General features: G+C 64.1%; 8 protein-coding genes. 1 reads left to right on the top strand and 7 read right to left on the bottom strand.

Annotated features, from left to right (window positions below):
* Positions 1–7 precede the first annotated feature (7 nt).
* Genes OUZ52_RS01655 through OUZ52_RS01635 form a run of 5 tightly spaced genes read right to left on the bottom strand, consistent with a single transcriptional unit; the run spans position 8 to position 16,202 of the window.
* Complete coding sequence (locus OUZ52_RS01655; RefSeq protein ID WP_266156565.1) at positions 8–10,273, bottom strand: lytic transglycosylase; 10,266 nt, start codon at positions 10,271–10,273, stop codon at positions 8–10.
* Positions 10,274–10,284: 11 nt separating this feature from the next.
* Positions 10,285–11,697, bottom strand: coding sequence for a hypothetical protein (locus OUZ52_RS01650; RefSeq protein WP_266156564.1), 1,413 nt, complete (start codon positions 11,695–11,697; stop codon positions 10,285–10,287).
* Positions 11,694–15,347: a hypothetical protein gene (locus tag OUZ52_RS01645; RefSeq protein WP_266156563.1), complete on the bottom strand. Its 3,654-nt coding sequence runs from the start codon at positions 15,345–15,347 to the stop codon at positions 11,694–11,696. The genes OUZ52_RS01650 and OUZ52_RS01645 overlap by 4 nt, the downstream gene beginning before the upstream one ends.
* Before the next feature lie 2 nt (positions 15,348–15,349).
* Positions 15,350–15,820, bottom strand: coding sequence for a hypothetical protein (locus tag OUZ52_RS01640; protein ID WP_266156562.1), 471 nt, complete (start codon positions 15,818–15,820; stop codon positions 15,350–15,352).
* Between the two features lie 7 nt (positions 15,821–15,827).
* Complete coding sequence (locus OUZ52_RS01635; RefSeq protein WP_266156561.1) at positions 15,828–16,202, bottom strand: hypothetical protein; 375 nt, start codon at positions 16,200–16,202, stop codon at positions 15,828–15,830.
* Between the two features lie 1,134 nt (positions 16,203–17,336).
* Here OUZ52_RS01635 and OUZ52_RS01630 point away from each other — a divergent pair.
* The gene (locus OUZ52_RS01630) at positions 17,337–17,726 is read left to right on the top strand and encodes a cupin domain-containing protein (RefSeq protein ID WP_266156560.1); all 390 of its coding nucleotides are present in this window, start codon (positions 17,337–17,339) and stop codon (positions 17,724–17,726) included.
* Positions 17,727–17,812: 86 nt separating this feature from the next.
* On the opposite strand, the gene OUZ52_RS01625 is transcribed toward OUZ52_RS01630, so the two are convergent.
* Entirely contained in the window at positions 17,813–18,544 is a 732-nt protein-coding gene (locus tag OUZ52_RS01625; protein WP_266156559.1) for a hypothetical protein, read from the bottom strand.
* 319 nt (positions 18,545–18,863) lie between these two features.
* The coding region (locus OUZ52_RS01620) for a glycoside hydrolase family 2 (RefSeq protein ID WP_266156558.1) at positions 18,864–19,993 on the bottom strand (1,130 nt) is incomplete at its 5' end.

Genomic DNA, 19,993 nt, shown 5'->3' with positions numbered 1-19,993 from the left:
CGCACGCTCAGGGCGGTACCGTTCGCGCCAGATCATTCACCACCAGCAGTGGCTGGCGTGCGACGGTGGTGGCAAACACCGTGAGCGCGAAGTTGAGTTGTGGCTCGCCCGTTCTGGTCGGATCCTGGGTGGCCAGCCAATCGTCGATCAATGCAGCGAACGGTGGCACAAACGCGGGCGGAGGCGTGGGGACGACGGGCACGTCGGCCGGCGGCAGCATGCCGATGGGCAGGACCGTGCGCGGCACGCCGGGGATCAAGTGATACGAGTAGGCACTGGTCATCGTCACGCTGCTATCGATCTTGCCATCGCCACCGCTGAACAAGGCGGCATAGAACGCGGCAAGCACGTCGGCGACGCCGGCCCCGACCGGCGCGACGGCATCGAGCGAGAACGTCGTGTAGTCCAGCCGCGGCACCAAGGGATTGGCGAAGCGCACCGTCGGTGTCTGGAAAACGAAGTCGTCGCGAGTCTTGATGCGGGTGATGTCGGCCACTGGCGTGAGGATGCGATTGCGCTCCACCAGCAACGACGACCAGGCGTGCTGATGCATCAGCACGTTGAGCCCCTGCATCGAGACGCTTCGCGACGGGATCGCCTGGGCGGCATCGAATGACAGGTAGTTGCCCTCTGTATCGCGATAGCGGTAGGCGATCACGACATTGGCGGGCGGCGGCGACACCGGTTCGGCCTGATAGACGTCCGGCGCGATCTCGATCCAGGTAGCCGGCAGTACGATCGTGCCATTGGAGATGGTGCCGGCGGCCGCGTTCCAGGTCGCGGCGATGCCATTGATCTGCAGGTCGAGGATTTCAGCCATCGCCTGGTCGCCGTCCGCGCGGTCGAGTCGTGTATTCATGCTGATCTCGATCCGTGCCGGTGCATCGCCCGAGGCCAGCATCTGCGCTTTCGGTGTGCCAGCGGCAAGCGCGGCGGCGACCGCGCTGACCTGTTCCTGGAAGGCAGCGACGGCTCGATGAGCCAGCTCGATGGTTGCCTCGTCGGCACTGCCGGCGCCGATCGCCGGCAGGCTTAGGGCGAGGTCGGTGGACACCGCCGGGTAGCTGGACACGAACTGCGCCAGCGCGGTGAACAGGTCGGGCGCGTTGGAGCGCGGTGCGAATAGATTGTCGAGCGGCGCATTGAGCTCGATGGTGACGTGCACCAGATCCTGCGCGGCCTGGTCGCCGGAGTAGCTGAAACGGTAGGTCCACAGCGGCAGCTGGTCGGCGCTGGCCGGTTGCGGGTACCGTTTTTCGCCGGTCTGCAAGGTCATCGAGGGTGGCACCGGCAGGGCGCGGTTGAGCACCGGGACGTTCGAGGTAGCGCTGCCGAGCGCGACCTCGATCGGGCCACTGACGAAGGCCAGCCATTGACTCTGCAGATAGCCGTCGATCCCCGGCACGGCGCTGCGGCCGAATTCCATATGACTGATCTGGTAATCCAGGTTGAGCGGGATATAGGCCTGACCGCTGACGTTCTTGGTGGTCAGCGCGAACGCCAGCCGCGGTGCATAGGTGTTCTGCTCTACCGTGGTCGGCCCCAGCGGCAGGCGCGCGGGCGACAGCGTGTAGTTCTCGTTGGCGGAGTTGGCTGCCAGGGTCGCACGCGGCTGGCCGTACAGGCGCGGCGGCAAGGGGCCGCTGCCGCCGGTGACGTTATTCAGCCCGAACACCAGGGTGGCGCCGGCGGCATAAGCCGGCCCCAGCTGGGCCAGCAACTGTTGCCGCAAGGTGGTCTGGGCGGCCCATAGCGAGGATGCATCGTCCGCGCTGGTGGAGAGAATCGGCGCCATCGTCGCGCTGATCGAATCGGCCAGCGACTGCTTGGCCGCCAGCACCTTGCCGAGGTAGCCATCGACCAGCGGGTCGCTGGCGCCGAGCAGTTCGTCGAGCACGTATACCGAGGTCGAGGTCGGTCCCGACAGGAAGGTGTCGACCGCATCGAGCACGGCCTGGAACCACAGGTTCTGATCCACGCCGGTAAACGCCGAGCTGATGCTTTCCCCGCTCGGGTACTGGGTCAGCGTCGCCGAGCGATTGACCAGCGCCCGCGCGATCGGCCGTGGCGCGTAGTAGCTCGCCGCGTCGCCGATATCGAAGGCGATGCCGTTGGCGCCGAAGCGCACGGCCCACAGTTGCCGGCTGTTGCCGCCGCCGGCATTGCTTTGCGCGCGCAGGCCTTCGCCGACACGCAGGCGCCAGGTCGCGGTCTGGAACACCGTCTCAAAACGTTTGGCGAAGTCGGTGTAGGCGATGCTTTCGCCGCCATCCGGCTTGGGCAGCAGCGGACAGTCGACGCTGACACCGCCCGGCAGTGCGGCGATATCCGGATCGACCAGCAGCGACTGGCGGGCGAGGCTTAGCGTGAGATCGAGTTCGATCAGGTCACCGGCGGCCAGGCCGGCCGGATCGATCGGCACGCTCAACGTCGCTTTCGGCGCCGCCGGCAGCTGGGTATTGCCGGCGACGGCCGCCAGATAGGCCACGCAATCGGCGACGAAGCCGCGGATCATGCCGGCCTCGGTGTCGCTTAGCGTGCGCAACGGCTGGGCCAGCAGCGAGTTGGTCAGCTGCATGCCGACCGCGTTGCCGCTGAGGTTCGGCACGTTCTGCTTGGTGTAGTCCTGATGCAGCTGGTAGTAAACCAACTGGTAGAGCGCGAGGTCGCGCTGCGCCTGGTCGCGCTGGCCCACGTAGTTCTGGGTACTGAGCTGCAGTTCGATATCGAGCTTGGCGTTGGCGGCATCGCCCGAGTAGCTGTAGTACAGCAACGCCTGCGGCCAGCCTGACGGGTTGACCAGGGTGTCACGGTAGCGCACCGGAATCGCCTCGCCGTTGATCGCGCCGGTATAGCCGGGCGGTACCGCGGTGAACGGCGTAACGGTGGTATTGCCGAACAAGTCCTGCCATTGCATGGCGATCTGTGCCGGCGTGCCCACGCCGATATAGGGATTGTCCGCCGCCGGCGCGTAGGCGAAATCGATCGCCGGATTGACCTTGGCGAAGGTGCCCAGGCCCAGCATCTGGCGATAACGGTAATCGTCGTCGAGCGCGGCGGTGAGCCGGTCGCGTCGGTGCGCGGCCGCGCGCAACGGATGCTGCGGCGCCGCCGCGGCGGCATCGCTCTGCGGGCCGAACGGCAGGCCGAGTGGACTGGCGGTGAAATAGGCGTTGGCGGCAAAGCCGGCCGAGAGCGTGTTGTACAACGCATACATCGAGACGCGCGCGAACGCTTCCTTGTCGCCCGGCGTCGGGTTGGGCGGCAGCGTTGGCTGGCCGAGGTTGGCGCGCTCGAGCGAGATGCCGACGTTGGCCGGTCCGATCGTGGTGCGCGGTTCCAGCACCTGGGTATCCAGCTGCAGCACCGTGCCGGCAGCCAGCAGCCTGGGTGTGGCGGCGACCAGCACGGCGAGCGCGGTGGGCGAGAGCCGGTAGTAGCGTGAGATCGAATCCAGTGTCTGTCCGGGTGCCGCATTCGCCGCAACCACATACTCCACCGTCGGGATATAGAACACCGCGCCGAGCGCGACGGCGACGCCGGGATTGAGCGTGGCGATATCCGCCGCGGTGATCGGCTTGGCCGCACCTTGCGAGTAATACGTCGCCAGCGTCGCCAGCGTAGTGGCGGGATTGACCACGTCGGCCGGGCCAAGCTGGCGCTCGATGCCGGCGATGGTCAGCCGCGAACCCGCGTTCACCACGGCGGTGGGATTGGCCGTCGCGATACGCCCTGGCGAGGTGCCGTAGGTCGCCGCCAGCGCGGCCAGCGAAGCCTGGCCGTCGAGCGGTTTGCTGGTGCTGCTGCCGACTTGCGCGACCAGTTCGACGATATCGCGCTGGCGGTCGATGTCGTCGGTAGTGACGAAGCCGTTGACGAAGTCCAGCGGGGTCTCGCCGATGGAGGCCGCGCCCTGGGTGGCCAGACTGAAAACAAAGCTCAGCGTGGCGGTGCCGTTGGCGTCGAACAGTGCGGCGGGCAGGCCGGCATCGCCGTCGAGCACGCGGTAATACAGGTAGTAACCACCGTTGCGCACCACCGACAGTTCCCACAGCAGGCGAGCCAGCTCGGCCGGCGCATTGGCGATGCCGTGCGGCTGCTCGGCACCCAGCCGCGCGGCCAGGGCCGCCGTGACTGGATTGGCTTCGGTGGAGAGGTTGGTCTGGGTCACAAAGGACAGGAACTCGGCGGCGCCGAGCGAGATCAGCTCGAGCGCATCGCCAGACGCGGCGGCGGCTCCCGTGGCCTGGCTGTAAAGCAGCGACACGCTTGATGTCAGCGACGGCCCGAACACGGCCAAGGCGCGCATCATGCCGGCCAGCTGCGCACCGCTTTCGCTAGCCGGTGCGACCAGTTCGTAGACATTGGGCAACGAGGGTGCCAGCGCCGGGCCGGAAGGCACCGAGCCTTCGCCCTGCGGCTGCGCATCGGCCAGCGATTGCGCCGGCATCCGCTTGATCTGCACATCGATGCGAGTGGCCCAGGCGAAGCTGGTCAGCGCCGTAGCGGCGCTTTCGGTGCCGGATGCCGAGTTGGCCACGCGCATCGGCGCGTAGCGCGGCATACGCGACATCAGCTCGCGCAGGTCAGGGAACAGCGGCACCAGCGCCGACTCGCGCGCCGCCGTCTCGGCGACGAAACCGCTGGGCAGCGACCACCAGGTAGGCTGGGCCAGCGGGTTGCCTGGACCCTGGCCGCGGTCGGTAACGCGACCCAGCGCGGCACGATCCGAGGTAGACCACAGCGCGGGATTGCCCAGCGCGATGGCACGTGCCGCCACGTCGGCCAATGGCAAGGCCTGAAAGCTCGGCGCCGGCTGAAAGGCGCCGGTCTTGGCCCAGCTCACCACGATGTCGAGCAGGCTCCACGCCGAGGTCAGCTCCACTTCAGCCTGTTTGCCGGGCGCACCATTGAACTGCACGAAGTCCAGCGGCACCTTGTGCGACTGATCCGCGCGCGCGATCTCGATCGCGTAGCCAGCGTCGGCGCCCAGCGACGACGGCGTCGGAAACTGCTGGCCGGTCAGCTGGTACAGGCCGTAGCCGGCTTGCTTGGTCGGATAGAGGAAGCGGTCCGACAGGCTCAGGCCGTCGCCGCTGGGCAGGCGCAGGCCGAACATCAGGAAGCGCGACACCATGCCGGCGGTCATCGCCACCTGGTCGGTGGCCTGGATCGCCGACCACAGATCGCTGGCCGGCAACATGCTGAGGTTGGCCAGCGAGAGGGTGCCGCCATTGGCATCGAGCGCGAACAGCCCGGCGACTTGCAGGTTGCTGTCGGCGAGTGCCGGCACGCTGGTGGCGAACCGTGCCGCGATACCGGCCAGCGTATCGCCGCTGGCGCAGGTGTAGGCGAACGAGGGAATCGCCAGCGCCGCGGCGGGTGCCAGCAGGTCGGCGGCATCCAGCAGGTTGGACTGCGTGGACAGCGCATCGAGGGTAATGCCCAGCGCCTTGGCGATCGCCGCGAAGGAATCGCCAGGCGTAGTGACATAGTCCACGGTGGTCTGGCTGGCATCGGTCAGCTTCAGCAGCACGCCGGCGCGCAGCACGCGCGCATCGCCATTGCCGGTCACCAGCGACGACGGCGACGTGTTCCAACGCGGCGGATTGGCGGCATCGGAATAACGCCCGGCGACCGTGCGCAGCGTATCGCCGGCCTGGATGGTGCTGCTCAAGCCCGCCAGCGTGAGCTTGGTGGCGACCGTCAGCGGATGGTCCTGGTTGGGCAGGGCGATATCGTCGGGTAGCAGTGCGTTGCCGCGCTGGTTCGCCCAGCCGACGATCCAGCCGATCGAATCGGGCGAGGCGGCGCTGTTGCTCAGTTTGTAGACATAGGCATCGAGCGCGTCGAGCGCGGCCTGCAGCAACTGGCGGCCGATGATCGAGAAGGCGTCGCCAAAGACCAGCGAGGCGAGCGACTCGGCGGTCTCGCCGGTGGCGCGCAACTGCGGCGCATCGGCTTCTTCGCTGATCCGCACCGCGACTTCGGCGAAGGTGCGCGATACCTGTGCCCGGTAGCTCGGCGTCGCGGTGGTATAGGTTTCGAACGGGATCGGCTTGGTGCCGGTGCCGCCGCTCGGGTCGGGCACGGTCAGCGACAGGCCGTCGAATACCGGGAACAGCATCGCGCCGGCCGCCATCGCGTCGCGCGTGCGCTGGTCGCTGGCCTGGGTGGTGGCGATGTCCAGGGTGAAGTGGTCGGCAAGAAAGCCGAGCAGATCGCCGGTAGACAGCGCCGGGGTTTCCAGGTCGGCCAGCCGGGCCACAAAGGTTTCCAGGTCGGCGCGGCTGAGTTTGGCCGGATCGCCGCCAAGGGCATCGACCAGCCAGGGGAAGTAGGCATTGCACAGGATATCGAACGAGGTCTGGCCGGAGGCGGCACCATCGACCGAGGGCGCATCCATGGCGAACAGGAAGACGAAGGCGCCTTGCTGGGTCGACGGATCGGTCGCTTTCTCCGCGGCGAGCACGGTGTACTGCGGCGCCGTGACCAGGTGCAGCGTCGGCTTGTCCAGCGCCGCGGCCAGATGGGCGGCCAAACGGCGCGGCTGCAGCCGTAGCTGGCGGGCGCGGGCACGGATCGCGGCCGGGCCCTCGGTCAGCAGCTGCCGCCGACGCGCGTGCGAGGCCGCGGCCAGTTTGGGGCTATCCCATGGCGCGGTGCCGTCAGAGCCGATCACGAAACTGGCCGTGACGGTCATGGCGAACGACAACGAAATCGAGATGGAGAACAGGCCGAGGTTGATCTTCACCTTCAGGCTGATGTCCACCCGTGCGGTGGCGACAAGCGGGATCGCGCGGTAGGACTCGTAGGTGATCTTCAGCGACAGCGTGATGTTGACGTTGACCGAGGCCTGGATGATGGCGAAGTCGACCTTGCCGTACAGCAGGCCGATGATGCCGACCGTGCCGCTGAGCTTGAAGTAGTACTCGTCCTGCAGGCTGCCCTGGCCGGCAAGGGCGAGGTCGCGGCCGGCGGATCGCGCTGGTTGGTACGGATGCCAGGCCGCGATCACGCCTTCGATGATGCCGAACACGGTCAGCGCGAAACCCGCCTGCAGCGGACCCTTGACGAAGTTGTAGCCAAGACCGAGCTGCAGCCCGAGGCCGAACACGATCACCGGATTGAACGTGCCCAGTTCGGTGCGTGGGACCTGGGTTGCGGTGGCGCCGCTGAGTTTGCCGAAGTACAGGCCACCGGCACCAAGCACCGGCACGCCGTAGACGATTGCGGAGATCGAGAACGAACGCCGGAAATCCAGGTTGTACGGAAAGCCGATATCGATCAGGAAATCGCCGTTGGTATAGATCTGGATACCGATCTGCGGCAGCACCACCGAGACCGCGCCAAAGTTGAGGTTGCGGATCGAATCGGGGAAGGTGAATTCGAGCTGGAACAGACCGATATCGTCGGTGATCTTTTTGTACAGGATGTCGATGATGAGGCCGGCCAGTCCGCCGGCGCGCGCGCCGGCGAGCGCCAGGCGCAAGCCGTAGAGATTCGGATCGTTGAAGACCAGCTTGACGTCTACCGTCCACACGCCGGCGATCTTCAGCACCCCCAGATGACCGGCGATCAGCCAGTGGTTGGCCGGCTCGTAATAGGGCACGCCGTTCTGGGCCGAGCCCTTATTGGCGGTGGGGTTGACCGGATTCTGCTTGCTGATCGTGTTGGGCACGCCTTCGAGCGCGAGGATCGCCTCTTGCGTGGTCGCAAACGTCTGGTAGCCGGTAATGCCGATGCGCTGGCCCAGCGCAAGCAGATACAGCTTGAAGTATTCCTCGCCGGTGCCGGGCACCGACGGCATGTTCTGCACGTCCTGGCCCTTGGCCGGATCGAGCAGGTCGCCCATCGTCCCTTGCAGCGGTCCCGGCACGGTGCCGTCGATCGCCAGCGTGACCTTGCCGTCGGTGTCGCGGCGGAAGATCAGGCCCTTGATCACGATAAAGCCGAGATTGAGCGGACTGGACAGTGTGTATGAAGCCGACAGCCGGTTCTTGACGCCGGACTTCAGCGACACGATCAGGCTCAGGCCGTCTAGCGATATCTGGTTAAGCAGATCCCAGGGCGAGGACAGGGTGAAGTACGGGTCGCCGAGCGTGCGCACCAGCGCCTGGATCAGCGTGCCGACGGTCCAGCCCTTGAGCGAAAAGGTGAGCTGTTCCTTGCCGGTCTCGTAGGTGGCGCGGAAGCCTTCCCATTCGACATACAAGCTTTCGTTGGGGCCTTGCGCGGTCGGCTGGAACTGATAGCCCATCTTCAGTTCGAGGTTGATCGCGGTATAGACCCAGGTGCCTTCGGCCAGGCCGGAGAACTGCTGGTTCGCCGGCTTGGCGCCGTCGTAGGCGATCATCAGATGCGCCGGATCGATGCCGACCTTCTGCTCGCCGAGATCGAACAGCCAGGAGAACGTGGTGTCGATCGCATACGTCGTCGGCGGCTTGCCGCCCTTGCTGGCCAGCCGCGCGGTGATATCGAAGGTCTTCAGCAGCAAGGTGCCGGGCAGGAAGTTGGGGAAGTCGTAGCTGCCGTAGGGGTCGAAGAACTGCTGGATCACCGCGCCGATATCGACCGGCTGCGCGAGCTGAGCCTTCAGCAGCCAGTTCGCCGGATCCGCGAAACCGTCATAGGCCACCAGCACGTTAGCGCCCAGCGGGCCGACCGCCAGCGTGCCGCCGATGCTGGCTTGCCACTGCGTCTTGTCGCCGTTGTTGTTCTGCGCATCGCCTTGCGTCGGCGTCATCGCGGCCAGGGCGACGCGGCCATTGGATATCGCCAGAATGGGCTTGCCGCCGACTTCGAGGAAGCTGACCTGGACATCAAAACCACTGCCGAAGCTGAAACTGCGCTCGGGGTAGTCCACCGTGGCGGTGATGTCCGACACGCTGGCGTCGACGCCATCGGGCAGGGTGATCGCGCCACCTGACAGCACATCGACGAAGTCGCGCAGCGCGGCGGTGCCGACGAAGCTGGCATCGAATTGCAGGTCGGAGCCGAAGCTCACGGTGAACAGGCCGTTGCTGGCCGGCGTCTTACCTTTAAAGATTTTCGGCGCCAGCGTGAACTGGGTGGAAAACTGGAAGGCTTGCTGGCGGGTGGCCGCATTGAACGGATCGATCAACGACCAGTCGAGCGCAAACGAAGTGAAGGTGAAATCGAGCCCGGGCGGCGCGTCGGGCAGCGGTGTCCAGGTCATGCCCGGCACGCTGCCGATCTGCAGCCCGATGCGCGACATTTTCGGTGGTGTGCCGACGATGCCGGCCAGCGCCAGTCCGCGCAGGCTTACCGAGGTCATGAATTGCTGCAGCACCGGCGGTACCGAAGAGAGATAGCTGCGGCCGCCGCTCTGCGCGCCACCCGCCAGCGCCAGCATGCTCGACGGCGTGAGCTGCGGACCGCCGGTGATCGCGCGCAGCGAGATATGAAACGGCACCCGGCCATCGGCCTGCTGCGGCAGCGCCACTTCGAGCAGGAAGGCCGAGGGCTGGCCGTCCAGTGCAAGCTCCGCCGAAATGGATAGCTGCGCTGTCTGCTGGGTATCGGCGATCTCCTTACCCTGCGGGTTCGCCGGCGGCGGCAGGGCGAGGGCGATCGCCGGCTTGCTCACCTGCAGGTAGATCAGCGAAAAGCTGTTGTCGCTCACCGAGCCGCGCAGATTGCCGCTGGGGAATAGCACGGTCCGATTGTTATACGTAGACAGGTCCAGGTCGCCACGCAGGGTGACCAGGGCCGGCGGTTTGATGATGGGATCGAACAGGGTGAACAGCGGTGTCGCCGAGGGCGGCACGCCGCAGGCGATGGCCGCGTTCTGGCGCGGGCCGTTCGAACTGAGAAAGGTGAAGGTGGCCGAGCTCACTGGCAGCACCTTGAACTGCCAGTCTGTCATCCGCGGGAACGAGGTAGTCCAGGTCCAGCCGGCCGGCTTGCTCTCGATCGCGACGACCAGTGTGGCGCCATCGGCGGACAGCGAGAAGGTGAGTTTGCCGGTACCGTCAAGGGCCACGCCGATAAAGGGCAGGCTGACACCCTGGACGAGAAAGCTGTCGTTGGCGACCGGGCCGACGCTGCCGGGCTTGGCCGAGACTTTGAAATCCGCCGCCGCCTTTACCTGGAAGGCCTTGGCGAGGTCGTCGTCATACGACTTGGGTACCTGCACGGCGGGGTCCGCCATGCCGGCGGTCAGGTAGGCGGCGTCGAGCGCGAACGCCGCCGCTGCGTCGACGCTGGCCTTCAAGGCCGCCTGTAAATTCTGGATCGCAGTGCTGGCCATCGAGATATCCCCTAAACGTCGGTGAACAGCGCAAAGTGATCACTGGTGCTGACGATATGACCGTAGCGTTGCCAGGCGAGCAGCATGGCAGCGTTGCCGGCATCGTAATCAGCGGCGTCCGGCGCCTGCGGCCATACGAACGGCACGATCGGCGCGATCTCGGCGGCGATCGGCACCGTGCCGGCCGAGGCGCCTGCCGGTACCGGAGCGACCGCCGAAAGCGGCGAGGAGAGCACCGTGTTCATGATCGTCGTCTGGTAATTGCGGCCGTTGTCCAGCGGCCACACCAGCACGTTGTCGATCGAGTAGTAAAGCGCGGACTGGTAGCGATACGGTGGGTAATACGAGGCCGTATCGCCATCGGACCACAAGAAGCGCGAGGTCTGCTGGTTGCGGACCAGCGGCGGATCGTCGAGCGGGTTGATATGGGTGCCGAAATAACCCTTCCATGCCTCGAGCGCTGCCCCCACCGGTGCGGCGGCACTGGGGCGTAGCAGCTGGCGATAGTTGTTGGTCACGGTCAGCGGATCGAACACCGTGCTGAGCGAGCCGTCGTCCTGCAGCAGGCTGGCGTTGAAGTCGCCGCCGACGAGGCGGGTTTCATGAGCACCCAGGGGGCCGACGATGTCGAAGGCGGTCGACATGTCGGTAATGAACGCTGCCGCGCCCGGTGCATTCGCCGGCGCATGCACGCCGAACACGGTGATGTCGCGCAGCGCGCCGCCGCTGGCCTGTTCGGTGAAGCTGACCATAAAGGGTGGCCGCGCTATGCCGAAGTCTAGATTGGCGCCGGCCGAGCCGGCCGTCAGTACGCGCAGCTGGATGCGCGCGGCCACTGTGTTTTCGGCGAGCGTGGCATTGTGCAGGGCGCCGGCGGGAATGGTGCGGGCGGCGGTGGTCGGCGGCACCAGGAAGGCGTTGAGATCTACGTTCTGGCCCAGCCGCTTGTTGGTGCCGTAGGCTGCCGCCGGGCGTGTGCCCGGCAGCACTGACGGACCATCGACACCACCCGGCCAGGTGTTCGGGCCGGTGAAGAAGCGCTGGGTGGTGCCGGTGGTGCCGCGATAGAACACGGCGATCGCTTCCTGGCCCACGTTGCCGGGCTGGCCGGCCAGCACCAGTGGCGGCACCATGCGCCACTCAGGGCTGATCACGGTCGGTGCTGTGGTGCGCAGCCAGTTGAGCAGCTGCACCGGGGCGGTGATGCGTTGCGCTATCCGGCTGCCCTTGGTCGATTGCGCTACGGTTTCGACGATCACGATGATGTCGGGATTGGTCGCCTCGATCACGCGGTAGAGCAACGCCGTGCGCTCGGCCGCTGACAGCGCCCAGGTCATGCCTGCGTCCGGATCGTTGTCGGTGGATGCGTTGTAGAAGCGTTTCTCGCCGAAATGCTCGACGTTCCAGAACAGGCAGCGGGTCATGGGCGCTCCTCGCCGATAGAGGTGATTGCCGCTGACTTGCGCTCGCTGGGCGACGCGGACAGGGACTTGATGTCGTCGGCGACATACGCCGCATACCAGCCCAGACTGCCGGCCCGGTCCGGGTCGCCGAACAAGAAGAAGCGGATGGTCGCGCTGGGCGGCAGCTTGGCGATGCCGAAGATCTTCAGCGCGATGTCGTTGAGGCTGAGGCAGTAGTAGTGACGCGGCGGCGGTGGCGGCTCCTGGTTGGTGGCCGGCACCTGCTGGCGCGACAGCGCGATCGCGCCGACCGCGATTTTGAACACGCCTTGCACGCTGAATAGCTTGGCGCCCGGTGCCGCGCCCGGCAGGCTCAGCCCGATGAATAGCGAACGGGTGCTGGCGCTGGCCGTGGACTTGGGCGACCACGCGATCAGCAGGTTCGAACTGAAGCCGGCACTCGATGCCAGCGCGCCCGGGCCACCAAGGGTGACCTCGTAGACCACGCCATACCACGGCGCAGCCAGCCGTTCGAGCGATAGCGGCGAGGACACCGGCAGAAAGCCGAGCTGCGCCGGCGTCTGCGCATCGGTGACCTGGACGAAGCTCTTGAGCTGCAGCGCGAAACCGCGATACAGGCAGTCGTCGCGCGACTCGCTGGCGGTGGCGTCGTAAGCGAGATTGGCGGTGCCCAGCACGAACGACACGGCGTTGGGCGTGATGGTCGGGAAGCTCATATCGATAGTGAGATTGGAGAACGCCAACCCCCTGCCGAGCTGCGGTGGCGGCGTGCCGGGCGCGGTGCCGAACGACAATACGTCGAGTAGCGAGCCGTCGCTGGCATTGAGCTGGACGAAGTCGAACATGCCCCAGATCAGGAAGCGGCTGGCGATGGTCGCACCATTGTCGCGCGGCCCCAGCGTGTTGAATTGCACACGGTTGAACGCTACCGCGCTCAGCACATTGCTGTCGGTGGTGAAGATGCTTGGCGTGGTTTGCTCGAACACATAAGCGCCACTGTCGCCCTGGGCGATATAGCTGCCCGTGAGCACCACCGCCGTCTCCGGCAGGCCCTCGCCATTGCGGTAGGCCGCGCTGACGCGCGAGCCGAATAGCCGCCGGCAGGTGAGCTGGATGCGACTCTCGAAACGGGTCAGCGCGCTGTTCTCGAACAAGCTGCGCAGCTCGAGCACGGTGAAGCCGAAGTCGTCATTGACAGGGAAGGGTATGGGTAAGTCGGGCGAGGCGCCGGACAGCACGTTCTGGCCATAGGCGAGGTTGCTGTAGTCGACCAGGCCGAACCAGCTCGATGGCCCGTCGAGGCTGAGCTGCTTGTTGTTGACCTTGACGCGGCTGGCATTGAAGCCGAAGTGATGCGAGGCAAACCGGGTGAGGTCGATACCAGCGGCCAGGCCCTGAATCTGCGGCGGCAGATCGCCCGCGACGAGATCGGCGGCCAGCACGATCACGCCATTCCAGTTGGGATCGGTAACGATCTGCTTGAAGCGCTGATAGAACGGCGCGGCCGAACTGTTGCCATCGGCCAGCGCGATGGCGTCGGCGATATAGTCCTGCAGCCATTGCGAGAGGCCGGTATAGGCCAGTGCATCGTTCTCCTTGCAAGAGCCGCCGGCGCGCCTGGAGCCCAGGCAGCGGGCCGTGTCCGGCGCGCGTCCGGAGACGGAGAAATTCGCCTCCGGCAACAGCGAGAACACTTCCGGATCGGTCCAGCGGTTGGGATTGGTCACCCGCTCAGCCAGGCTGCCGGCGCAGTACTTCATGATCATTACGTTCTTATAGGCCGTGGGCGTGGCGCCGCGACCGACATGCGCGGTCATGGTCCAGCCGGCGATATCGGCGACGTTGGCGAACACTGCTGGCGTAGGCCCGCCGGGGCGGTCGAAGGGCTCGGGATTGACCGCCACGATGAATAGTTGATTGGTCTGCAGTGCCTGCTGCACCTCGATGGTTGGATGCTCGAACGCAAACGGCAGGAGCTGACCACCGACCGGCTGCGACTGAGCCAGCAGAACTTGCTGATAGGCGCCCGAGGCGGGATCGATGACGACCAGCGAGCCCTGTGGCGTGGTGCTGGTCGTGGTCTGCTCCAGGTCGACCAGCTGGGCGGCAGCGCGCCGTTGCCAGGTGGGCGTGGCGCCTGCGTTGATCAGTGTGCGCCGAGTCGGCGAGATGATCTCGCTTTCCATGCCGGTGATCAGCTCGTGGGTGACGCCTGCGCTGGTACTCACGCCGGCATAGGGCACCAGTGGAAAGCTGTGCGCCGGGTCGCCGGAGATCTTGGCCGAGGGTGGCGTGGCGCTGAGCAGGCCATCGGCACTGGGCGAACCGTAGAGCGGTGAGCCCTCGGGCTCGGCGTGATATCCGGCCGGTGGTGTGCCGGCCAGGGTCATCCACGAAGTGAGATAGCGCGGATCGAGGCGCGGTTTGACGCAGCCGCTGGATGGATTGTCGAGATCGGCGGTAAGAAAAGGAAACACCGGTGCGTAGCCGGGCTGCGACGGCAGCCAGCGCATGGTGTTGCCGCGCGCCCCGCCGGCGACCGACGAGCGGAAGGTCAGCCGCTCGGAGCCGAACAGGCCGCAGAGCAGGTCCTCGGCGCTCTCGGCGTCACCCGCAATCAGGCCGAACTCGCCGGCGGGCGCGAGATAAGCAGCGCAATCCTTGGTGGCGGTATCGATCGGCGAGGCCGAGGCCAGCGCCAGCGCGCCCGCCGCCAGCGGCAAGGCAATCACCGTTGGGTCGCCGCCGAGCGGCAGCAGGTCGAGCGCATGGCCTTGCGCGGTACGGAACTGACTGGCGAGCGCCACCGACGGACGCAGGCCAAAGGCGGTGCGCAGCGCGCCGGCCGCCAGTGCGGTGGCGCCGATCGCTCGATTGAACGGGTCGCTGGGATCGACCACGCCGTTGGTCAACAGCTTGTCGGGCAGCTTGCCAAAGATCGGATAGTTAATGCGCGTATCGGCGCCGTCGCCTTGCGTAGCCCGCACGACATAAGTGCAGCCGACCGGAAGCACCGAGGACGCGAAAGCGATAGACGGCACGATCTCGGCGGCGAACAGAAAACTGCCGGCATTGGGCCCGGTCGTCGGGATACGGGCCTCCTGCTGGGTGCCGGGACTGACGGTGATGCCGACCGGGCGCAGGCCACTCTGGAAGCCGATCAGTTCCTGCGACCCGCGCTTGATCGAAATCACCAATGAGGCACTGGCTTCGTCGGCGCGGATGTACAGATTGCGCAGCGCGAAGAAAATGAGCGACGAGCCGAGCGCGGCGTTGAGGTTCGAGGTCAGCTGGTACAGCTTCAGGATGGGGTCCCACACGAAGGAGAACCCGAATTGGCCAAACCCGCCGAACACCGTGGGCGACGAGCTGGCCAGCCACGCCACGCCGCGTCCGTTGGGTGCGTTGTCGGCGAAATATTTCAGCGCGTTGTCGGCGAACGTTGCCGGATCGCTGTCCAGCGCCGCGGGCCGGGTGGCCGCGAAAAGAAAGCTTCCGGACTGGTTGTCGAAGGCGGCCTTGAAGCCGATCTCGGTAGGCAAGGCCTTGCCTTTCAGAACATAACCGGCCCAACCGGCGACCTGGCTTGCGGCGGGTATTTCGTACACCGCAGTGCCGCCGATTTGCTGGTATTCCACCGTGCTTGGCATGCTTATTCCTTCGTCGCGGTCAGGGGCGGTTGCGGTGGCGCGCTCCAGGTCGCCAGCGCGCCCTGGTAGTGAACCTTCGGAAGATTCGAGGAGGCGAAGTGCCCGTCGAGATAGACGGCGCCGCGTTGCAGCGGCGTGGCGATCTGGAAATCCAGTCGCAGGCCCGGATCGATGCGCGCAGTGCCCACGGCGGCACCGCGATCGACAATCGCGCTGTTGGCACCCTGCGACAGCGCAATCGTCAGCATGACCTGGCTGCCACTGACGAAGGTGACCTGGGCTGATTGGGTGTCTTCCTGGACATGCGTGTCGCTGCGTATTTCCGGGGTGATCCAGACCGTGTAGTCCAGGGTGTTGGTGTGTGGCGCGGCCGCAGCCGACTGCGACGTCGGCAGACAGGCCGGCGCCTCGCGCGTGCAACCCGCCAGGAGGAGGGCGAGCCCCGCGATCCTCCAGACGGTTTGCTTGCTCACTCGGCGGTTAGCGCTTCGCCGGCTTGCGACTCTTGAACGTGCCGAGCGTCTTGCCGGTCATGACGTAGGTGGTGCCGCTGTCCTTGATTTCGCCGTCAAGGACGACGGTGTAAAGGCCGCCGGACTGGGCCAGGTAAGAGACCGTCAGGCCCTTGAGGAAACGAACGACGGTGTTGCCACGGTCGCGATCGTTGATGGCATCACCGCTGCTCGAAGAAATAGCCGGGCTCCAGTACGTGATGTTGTTGTCATACTGGAAGGCCAGCTGGGTATCGTCATTATCGTCGCCGCTGGCGCTGGTGATGCAGTTGGAATTGGGCGTCAGCTTGGTATTGACGCTCTGGCCGGCTTCGAAATCGGTAACTTTAACTTGGGCGTTCATAGCAGCTCCTGTTGAATGAAGTAACGCTTCGGTGGGCCTGCATCCGTGGACTCGAACATGGCTGAAAAATAGTTACAGCACGTGTTACGAGTTATCGGATTCGGTTAAATCCGTCATTTACTTTAAATGCCAATTAATGGCCTTCGTATCTAGCCAGATGCCTAATGGAGCATTAATCTCCAACAGCGCCAACACGCCACCCTGCGGTATTCCGCAAGACGATAGGGCAGCCGCTGCGCTGCGTATGTGGTCCGTCCGCGAGCAAGATCGCGCGCACATGCAACCATGCCGCCCCTGCAGGGGCGGTCGGCATCACCTTGGGCGATGCGCCTTGCTCTAGGTCAACGGACTATGCGCGCCATGCATACGCATAGGCGCGGTACGAATTACTCATATCTAAGCATCTTGCCCCCTGTTGCGAACTGACAATCGTACATTCCATGACGAATGGCCAGCACTCCCGGGCTATTCTGCAAGCCAGGGACTTGCTTCTGCGTAGCTATAATTCGGTCGCTTGTCTGGAGAGATATCCAGGGATGTGGGCCAGAGATTACCTAACTACAAAATGCGTGGCTAGCCCCCAATCACCCGCCGACCATTACAGATTGAGCGTGAAGAAAATGAAAATTCTGTGTATTTATATTTTTTAATAATTAATGGATAGGTCGATTTTCAGAGTGCGCGCATCATATTGCGACATGATTACAGACGCTGCTTGCAATAATTATCTCGATCTATCCAGGGCGATTTTGCTCTATATAATTAACTGGCTAACGAACAAGGGCGCAATAGCTTAGGTTATTCGCAACCTTTTACGCCGTACTAGATATCACTGATTCCGGGCTAGACAGCACAGAGAATCCGCGATGAAGAATGGGGCGCCGGGGAAGGGGCTGGATCGATGTGCTTCAGTTGTGCGATGCGGAATACGCCGAGGTGCCAGCCTCGGTGAAGGCTGGCCTGCTTGGGTGGATTATTCGTCCGTCTGACGATTTTAAGCAGCCTGGAGGAGCTGCGGCAGCGATAACCTACGATATCTGGAGGGTTCAAGCGCAGGCGCGCTTACTTTAGGTCGCCCGCTACGCCTGGCTTTGCGCGGTCTACATTTTAATGAGACATCGAAAGGGGGAGGGCGTGATAGAAAAGAAATCCTTAGCCGACACCCTGAAGCGGCTTACCTATCTAGCCGAGCGGACCCCTGAGATGGCGTTCAATGGCGGGAGCGAGCTGGCGTTCCTGAAAGTTGCGCCGTACCGGAACGGAGCCATCTCTGTTGGCTACTATTCCGGCAATACCGAATGGGAACGTCACCCGGGAGGAGACGAGATCGTGATGTCCATCGAAGGCAGCACGACCCTTGTGTTTCTTGTAAACGGCGAACAGCAGCGGATCAGCCTCAACACGGGGGAGCTCGTCGTGGTGCCGCAAAACTGCTGGCATCGCTTCGAAGGCTCCAGGCACCTCAAGGTGCTGGGCGTTACGCCAGAGCCGACCGAGCACAGTCTTGAACTGCCTGGCGACTGACAACTCATTCCGGCGAATGCATGACATTAACCCACGGCAGAATGCCCGAGATTAATCGAGCATCCTGCCATAAGCCGTTGGCGTGCCTAGTTCGTCGTAGAAAACGAAACCTCGTTTAAAATCACGGCGGGCAGCGATGGGACGCTGGTTCCCGCGGTACATCCGTCATACGGCGCCACGTAGAGCGTGGACCTCTCGCCGCTTCCTACATTAGCCGTTGTCGTATAGAGAACGGACGGCGTACCCAGGCACCATATTTTGCCAGTATAAGGCGGCAAATTATTTACCCCATACCAGGAGACATTGGCAGCAGAGTAGGTTGATGACGGATTTTGCGAAATGGTTACTGTCGTAGATGGCGCCCCGGGAGGTATGGTTGCCGGGTTGGGGCTTATGCTTAAGTTGATGGGCCTTCTTGCGGCAACCGTTCCCGGCCTACTGTCAGTCTGCACAACGGTTCCCGGCGCCCCTTGATATACGTCGTCTTGCTCCATCGCATAGAAATAATAGGCGTTATCCACCGTTAGCGATGAATCCACTCCAATAAAATAATCAGCGGACCCCCATTCGGAGCAGCCGATGAACTGATCAGTGCGTGGATTGCGGATAAGGGTATTGACTGAAGCATAAAGGCATACATAAAAAAATGGATAAGCAGGCCGACTCGCGGTGATCTTTACTTCAACCGTGCCTGTGGGGCTACTGTATGGTATGTCAACAAAGTTTGAAGATGCTTGAACCGTTCCGGTTTGCGCGATCGCAGAAAATGTAGTCAAAGCCAGGAAAGCAAAACCCAGGGTTGCGACGAATCGTTTCATAAGCTCACTCCTGTTTGAGTTAAATTGCGCCTGACGCCACGGCTAATAGCCTATGACTTCCCCAATCTCCACTCCTTGAACATCGCGTATGGCTAAGTCGTTGCGACCCATCGCGCAAGGCATCTCCACTTCGGAAACCAGGCTATCCAGCCATGTCGCGTGGGAAATATGCCTTAGTGTTGAAGCACGCAAGTGACGATTACGTCACACACAAGTGCGGCGCGATGCACGATGAAGCTCAGCTCATGAGAGACGGCACACATCAATCAGCTCGCACTGAGTGCCGCGGATACCCGCCCGAGAGGCGCACCCCTGATCATCATGCGCTCTTCGACTGCAAGGTTCGCATGATCAAGATGCCCAGGAGCGGTACGGCGACTGCATAGGCGTACTGCGTAAGCGTTACGCCGATGCCAAACGGAAACCAGATGGTTGGGATGCCGACCGAGCCTAGCTCGCCGGCAAATTGCGCCACCAGGATCCATGCCATCGTGGTGAGCGCCATGATACGCATCGAGCCAGCGCGAGCCATTCGCACGGCAATCAGTGCGAATAGTACGAGTAAGCCGAACCGAAAGGCATGAGTCATCGCCATGATCTGCATTGCACCACCGACCACACCAATCACGGTAAGTAGCAGGGCGACCCCATCGATGGCTCGCGAGGAACGCGCACACCAACGGTTCCATGCAAGCGCCCAGGCGGCAAGGCTGAGCGGCATCCAGATTACTTTTGATAACCAGGCGTAGGTGGGCAGGCTCATCAGATCGGTCCACGAGACAATCGCATTGTCGACGCGCTTCAGCGCCGAAAGCGCAAGCGCCATGCAGGCCATCGCAATGAAGCTCGGGTGGCTGCTGCGCGGTCGAATGACCAGCGCCAAACCGATCAGCGCAAACATGGTGATGGGCTCGACCACTTCGACGATATAGCCAGCGATCGAGCGCCACCATTGCACCTGGTATAGCGCGTGACTCTCCGGGCGCGGCGCCAGTGTCGGCGCAACGTGGACACCGCCGCCATCGGCGCTGGCGTCGTTGCCCGGCTGCATGAAAGCGCGGATGGCGAGCACCGCACGGGTACCGGCCGCATCGGCGGGAAGCGCAAAGATCATCGGTCGCGTGCCGACAACTCTAGGGGATGCGCCAAGCCGGCCCGATCCACCCAGACGCCTGCCGTTCCAATACAACTCGTAACCATCGTCGACAGCGGTAGGCCCCAGAATATCCCATGCACGGTTTCCAGTCGGCACCGTCACTGTGCGCCGATACCATGCATACCCTTGATAACCGGGGTGGCCGTGCGCCATCCATCCCCCGACATAGTTCGGCAGGCCGACATCGCCATCATGGCTGCTTGCCGGTGCGCTCAAGTCCATCGTTTCCCAGCCGCTGTCGTCCACGCTCGCATCGGCCCAGTGCGGATCGTCACCCAGGTGGAATCGCCATG

The sequence above is a fragment of the Dyella silvatica genome (assembly GCF_026283955.1).
GTDB classification, from domain to species: Bacteria; Pseudomonadota; Gammaproteobacteria; order Xanthomonadales; family Rhodanobacteraceae; genus Dyella_C; species Dyella_C silvatica.
The sequence above is the reverse complement of the archived record's forward strand: the minus strand, read 5'-3'. Positions and strand labels throughout refer to the sequence as shown.

Bases quoted from the DNA above. Each gene is read 5' to 3' on its own strand.
- OUZ52_RS01645 (WP_266156563.1), bottom strand. From the start codon at position 15,347: ATGCCAAGCACGGTGGAATACCAGCAAATCGGCGGCACTGCGGTGTAC.
- OUZ52_RS01635 (WP_266156561.1), bottom strand. From the start codon at position 16,202: ATGAACGCCCAAGTTAAAGTTACCGATTTCGAAGCCGGCCAGAGCGTC.
- OUZ52_RS01650 (WP_266156564.1), bottom strand. From the start codon at position 11,697: ATGACCCGCTGCCTGTTCTGGAACGTCGAGCATTTCGGCGAGAAACGC.
- OUZ52_RS01655 (WP_266156565.1), bottom strand. From the start codon at position 10,273: ATGGCCAGCACTGCGATCCAGAATTTACAGGCGGCCTTGAAGGCCAGC.
- OUZ52_RS01625 (WP_266156559.1), bottom strand. From the start codon at position 18,544: ATGAAACGATTCGTCGCAACCCTGGGTTTTGCTTTCCTGGCTTTGACT.